The sequence below is a fragment of the Planomonospora algeriensis genome (genome assembly GCF_977012225.1).
Genome location: NZ_CDRNDK010000441.1, coordinates 1 through 5,104, shown reverse-complemented (window position 1 = coordinate 5,104; position 5,104 = coordinate 1). Strand labels below are relative to the sequence as shown.

Below are 5,104 nucleotides of genomic sequence, written 5' to 3'. Positions count from 1 at the left end.
CCGAGTCGGGCATAGCGCATCAAGCTGATCAATTCACAAACTCGCCGGGGCCCTGGGCCTTGACCTGGTCGATGTAGGCCTGTGCACCGGACTCGGCCGAACTTGATGCCATCACCGCTTGTCCAGACGGCCCGTCTGGGGCGCAGTTCCACCCTGCGCCGTTGGTTGAAGGCGGTGGGACAGCCTTGGTGATGACCGTGGTGCTCTCCCACCCACTGGTGCCGAAGGCAGTCTTGGCGCGGACCTTGATGGTGTAGGTCTGGTCGTTGGCTAGCCCGGTGATAGTCGCGTAGGGGTCCGCTACATCGAGCGTCTTGACCACAGCGCCTCCGCTGTCGGTCACTTCGACGTCATAGCCGTCGAGCAGCGCGACACTGCCACTGGACTCGGGCAGGCCCCAACTGGCGATGGCACCGGCGTCACCGCCGGATGCGGTGAGGTTGAGTACCTTGCTGGGCGGCCCGGCGGGCAGGTATGTGAGCGCGAGCGAAGGCTGCTCCGCACCGGCCGGGTCCGCGAAGGTGATGACTTCATCCTTGTTGGAGGTGAGCAGCAACCACTGATATTCGCTGCCCGCGATATCAGCCTGCAAGCCACTGAGTGGCAGTGTCAGCGGTGAAACCGTCGTGTCGGCGTCACCGGCCAGCTCTGATCCCTTGGATTCACCGGTTACCGGGCTCTTGAGCGGAGTGGCGGTGATGACCGCATCGCTGGGGCAGGTGCCTGCCGGGCAGGCGGGAGTGCCTAGTTTGAGGATTCCTTCGCTGATGGCTGCGCCATTGGGAAGCCCGTCGAGCTTGAAGCCGATCACCGCTGCGGTTTTATCGGTACCGATACCACCGATCCGCATCACCGTGTCGTCGGTCACCGTGCACGGCGCACCGTCACAGGCGGTGGGGTCGGTTTTCACCGTCTTGATGACGAAGTTGTCCTTGCTCAGGGTCAGGTGCCGGACGTCCTCGGCGGGCGGCTCGGCCGGGGTGCCCGGGGTGGTGAAGCTGACCGGTTCGGTCTTCGCGGTGCAGACTTCGAGTGTCTCGCTGCCCGGTGCCTGTGTGATGGGCGGCGGGGTGCCGGTGGTCGGTGAGGGCGTCGGCACAGGGCCGAGAGCCGGCGTGCCGCCCACGGGGGGTGGTCATGTCGGTCTGGATCTGTGCGGTGGTTTGGGCGCGGTCGTAGACTCGGACCTCGTCGATGAGTCCGCTGAAGTACTCGCCCCACTTGGTGTTGCCGCCGATGTGCAGAGCGCCGCCGTCATCGGACAGGGTGCCGCCGACGCTGGTCTGGCCGACTTCCTCGCCGTTGACGTACAACCGAGCGGTGGTGCCGTCGCGGGTGACCGCAACGTGGCTCCATTCGCCGACCGGCAGCGCCTCGCTGCCGTTGACGGTGTTGTGGCTACTGGCGTCGGAGTTGAGCATCCACCCTGAGGGAGCGCTCCTGTTGGAGGCGTACAGGCCGTAGGCGGAGCCGTTGGCATGGTCCTTCATCGCCACAGTGCGCCAACTGTCGACGTCGTCGGGCTTCACCCATGCCGACAGCGTCATGCCGTCGGTGAGCGTCAGCGAGGAGTTGTGGGTGATCTCGACCCAACTGCTGGAACCGCCGAACGAGAGGGCGTTCCCGTACCTGCCGTCGGAGACCCAGGTGGCATCGCGTATTGTTCCGGCGTTGTCCTTGCCGGACGCGTCGGCCACCGTGGTGCCCGATCCCTCGTTCATGCCGTAGGCCGCGACCAGACCTTCGACCGGAGCGGGTGTGGGGGCGGTCGTGGGTGCGGGGGTCGGTGCCGGATCGGAGCCAGAGGCGCTCTGGCCGGTCACGCAGGCCTGCATCCGCCAGGTGTAGGTCCGGCCCGCCTGGACGACGTTCTCGCCGACCTGGAAGGATGCGCGCTCACCGCCGTTGACGGCACGCTGCCCGAGCGGGCTGGAGCCGACCGGGGCGCCGGTGTGGTCGTACAGGTAGTACTTGGCGATGACCGGCCCCCCGGAGGGGCGATTCACCATGCCGGACAGGATCGGCCGGGCCGGGTCGGCCATGCCGGTCTCGGTGTCGGTCGGCAGGACCGGTGCGTCGGAGGTGATGCGGTAGGCAGGGGACTCCTGGCAGGACGGCGGGGTGACGCCGGCGCGGCAGGCCTTGACCACGAACTTGAAGCTCGCCGGGTTGTCCAGGGCGAAGACCTTGTCCAGGACCTGGCCGGAAGCGATGTCGTTGTGCGTGGTGACGGTCGGCACGCCCTGCAGGGCGCGGATCTCCTCGCCCGTCAGTACCCGGTCGTAGACGTGGACGTCGTCGACGGAGCCGTCGAGGAACTCCAGGCTGCCGTCGACCTTGCCGCGGCCGATCTCGAAGGCGCCCCGGGCGTTCCAGGTGACGGTGTGGTCGCGTTCGCCGGCCAGCACACCGTCGACGTACAGCCGGAACTTGTGCGCCTCGGCGTCGTACTGGACGACCAGGTGCGTCCACTCGCCGATCTTCGCCGGTGTCTTGGAGTGGAGCGCCACCGGGCTGACCATGCCGGCGGTGTCGCCCCGGGCCATCTGCAGTTCCCAGCGCTGGTCGAACTGGGGCGCGGTGGGAAACGAGCTGAAGGACAGAGCGAAGGCCGGCTGGTTGACGCCCATCTGGCTGAAGACCGTCTGGTCGGTGGTGCTGCTGTCCAGCTTGACCCAACCGCCGATCGTGTAGCTCTTGTCGGTGGCCAGCACCGGGCCGCTGGTGGCGGCGTAGGCGTCGTTGCTGCCCGCGTCATCGTCGTTGGTCAGCTTCACCGCCCGGCCCAGCTGTCCGGGGGTGCGGCTGTGGGTGCCCTGCAGGGTGGCCGTGAAGCCCTTACCGGAGGAGTCGGCCGCGGTCGCGCCGTCGGTCTCGTCGAACGTCCAGTGCGCGACCTCGCCGGCCGGGATCTGCGTGGCCGGAGCGGGCATGGTGGAGTCGTTGACCGTGACGGTGTAGTTCAGCTTGGTGCCCTCGGGCACCCGGGAGTTGTAGGACACCTTGACGTTGGTGGTGCGGGCGATCGCGTCGTTGCCGTCGATGGAGTCGATCGACTCCGCCATCACCGTCGGGATCTCCGGCGGCAGCACCCAGTCCACGCTCAGCTTCGGCACCGTGCCGCCGCCGTGGCGGGCACTGTAGAACCGGTAGCTCTCGTACACGTTCTCCGGTACGGGAGACTCCGTGGCCAGGCTGAGGCTGATGCCGTGGTTGGGGGTGCCGGAGGCCCACAGCCTGGTCATGTCGGTGAGGTTCCAGCTCCACACCGCCCCGTTGCTGGAGGGTGCGTTGCACGTGACCACGGAGGCGCGTCCTTCCAGGGTGCTGGAAGGCTGGTTGGACCAGTAGGTGCCGGCGGCGGTCCAGGCGCTGGTGAGCCGTTGCGCGACGATGCCCTGGAATTCCTTGCAGCTGGTCGCGTCCGCGCGCAGGGTCGTCTGCAAGGTGGCCTTGACCACGTGGCGGTTCGCGATGGGCGCGGTGTCGAACGACATCAGCGTCCGCGTGACATGGTCTTCGTACTTGCGGTCGAAGAACGACTCGCAGTTCGCTACACAGGTCCGGTACCGCTCGACCGAGCCGGGCGTCCCCAGCTGGCTGCTGGGGGACATGACGGAGACTTCCTGGGTCACGCCCAGGGTGGTGGTGGGGTCGACGGTCACCGGGTACCGGGTGGCCGGGTCGGCCAGCCATTTCGGATCGGGCTTGAGCACCAGCACGCTCTTGCCGTCCTCGGTCACGACCTTCGTCGTGACCTTGGCCTGACGGCCCGGCTGCTGGGCGGTGGGCTTGTCGGCCGCTGCGTCCCACATCAGCGGCGCGGGCGCCGAGACGATCGCCTTGCCCTTGTCCTTGCCCTTGTCGTCCGTCAGCGACAGGCCACCGGTCTTGGTCGTGCTCAGCTTGAGGTCGTCGGTGTGCACGGGCAGGCGGAACTCCACCGCTCCCGTGGGGCGCTCGCGCAGCACCACGTCGTGCCGGAAACCGGTCGGCAGCGCGGTGACGACCAGGTCCGCGCCTGGGCCGGCGGCTCCGGTGTAGGTGGCGACGTTACCGGTGATCTGCGGGCGCGGCAGCGGCGTCGGCCACGACAGGCCGAAGCTGCGGTCCTTGGCGTCGGTCATGGTGGCGAACGGCTCCGACCCGCCAGCCGAGATCTTCACGTCGGCCTTGGCGACCTTGGGCTTCAGCACGCCGTCGTGTTCGACCAGGGTGGTGTCGATCCACCGCCACGTGCCGGCGTCGTCCTTGATGCGCAGCGGGCCCGCCCACACGTCGCTGGCCAGATGCCCGTCCGGGTAGGCCCAGGTCGTGGAGGTTTCTGCTTCGGTTCCGGTGACCTCGACCGGCTTGCCGAGTTTTTTGGCCTCGGCCACGGCCGCGCGCAGGGCCGCGTCGGGGTCCTCCGGACGGGGGAAGGCGGTCGTCGTGGGCGTGGTCGGGTCGGGTGATGCACTCGGCTGGGGGTCGGCGGCCGCGGGGGAGGCGGTGGTGCCGGCGACCAGCAGGGATGCGGTCAGGGTCAAGGCCGTCGCCACGGGAGTGGCGCGTTCCAGGAGTCTTCGCCGCCGGATGGGCGCGAAGAATCCGAGCCTAGGAGGAGAACCCACCAAGGCTCCATTCGTATAAGGAGGAGATAAAGGCGATCATGTATATCAAGATCGCCCGGCATTGATCTAGGCAGGGTGACGGATTCACACCCACATCACGCATATCGGACTGCCACAACCGGCTGCGTCACCCCACAGCGACGGAAACGTGACGTTCCGAAGTCGTCACACTGGAACCACGGCGGGAGCTTCCCGCTTACATGCGACTCCCGCGGCGTGGTCGCGTCGGCTTGATGCCGTCCGGCCACCGGGAGCTCCGACGCGACTTGACAGATCACGACAGAAGTATCAAATTAGGCAAGGCTTGCCTTAATAAGGCATACCTAACCTAAGCGGAGGGTCGTGGAGTGGACGGGATCGGGGACCGGGTCGCCTTGGTGACCGGGGCGGCCGGAGGCATCGGAAGGGCGGTCTGCGTCGCCTTGGCCGGAGCGGGAGCGCGGGTCGCCGCGGCCGACCTGGACGCCGCGTCGGCGGCGGGGTCCGGCGGG

3 protein-coding genes are annotated in these 5,104 nt (G+C 67.9%); 1 reads left to right on the top strand and 2 read right to left on the bottom strand.

What is annotated here, in order from left to right:
* Positions 1–28: 28 nt before the first annotated feature.
* The gene (locus tag ACWJ6R_RS29770; protein ID WP_449065407.1) at positions 29–868 is read right to left on the bottom strand and encodes a fibronectin type III domain-containing protein; all 840 of its coding nucleotides are present in this window, start codon (positions 866–868) and stop codon (positions 29–31) included.
* A 16-nt stretch (positions 869–884) separates the two neighbouring features.
* Complete coding sequence (locus ACWJ6R_RS29765) at positions 885–4,529, bottom strand: LamG-like jellyroll fold domain-containing protein (protein WP_449065406.1); 3,645 nt, start codon at positions 4,527–4,529, stop codon at positions 885–887.
* Between the two features lie 431 nt (positions 4,530–4,960).
* Here ACWJ6R_RS29765 and ACWJ6R_RS29760 point away from each other — a divergent pair.
* On the top strand, positions 4,961–5,104 hold a 144-nt coding region (locus ACWJ6R_RS29760; RefSeq protein WP_449065408.1), incomplete at its 3' end, for an SDR family NAD(P)-dependent oxidoreductase.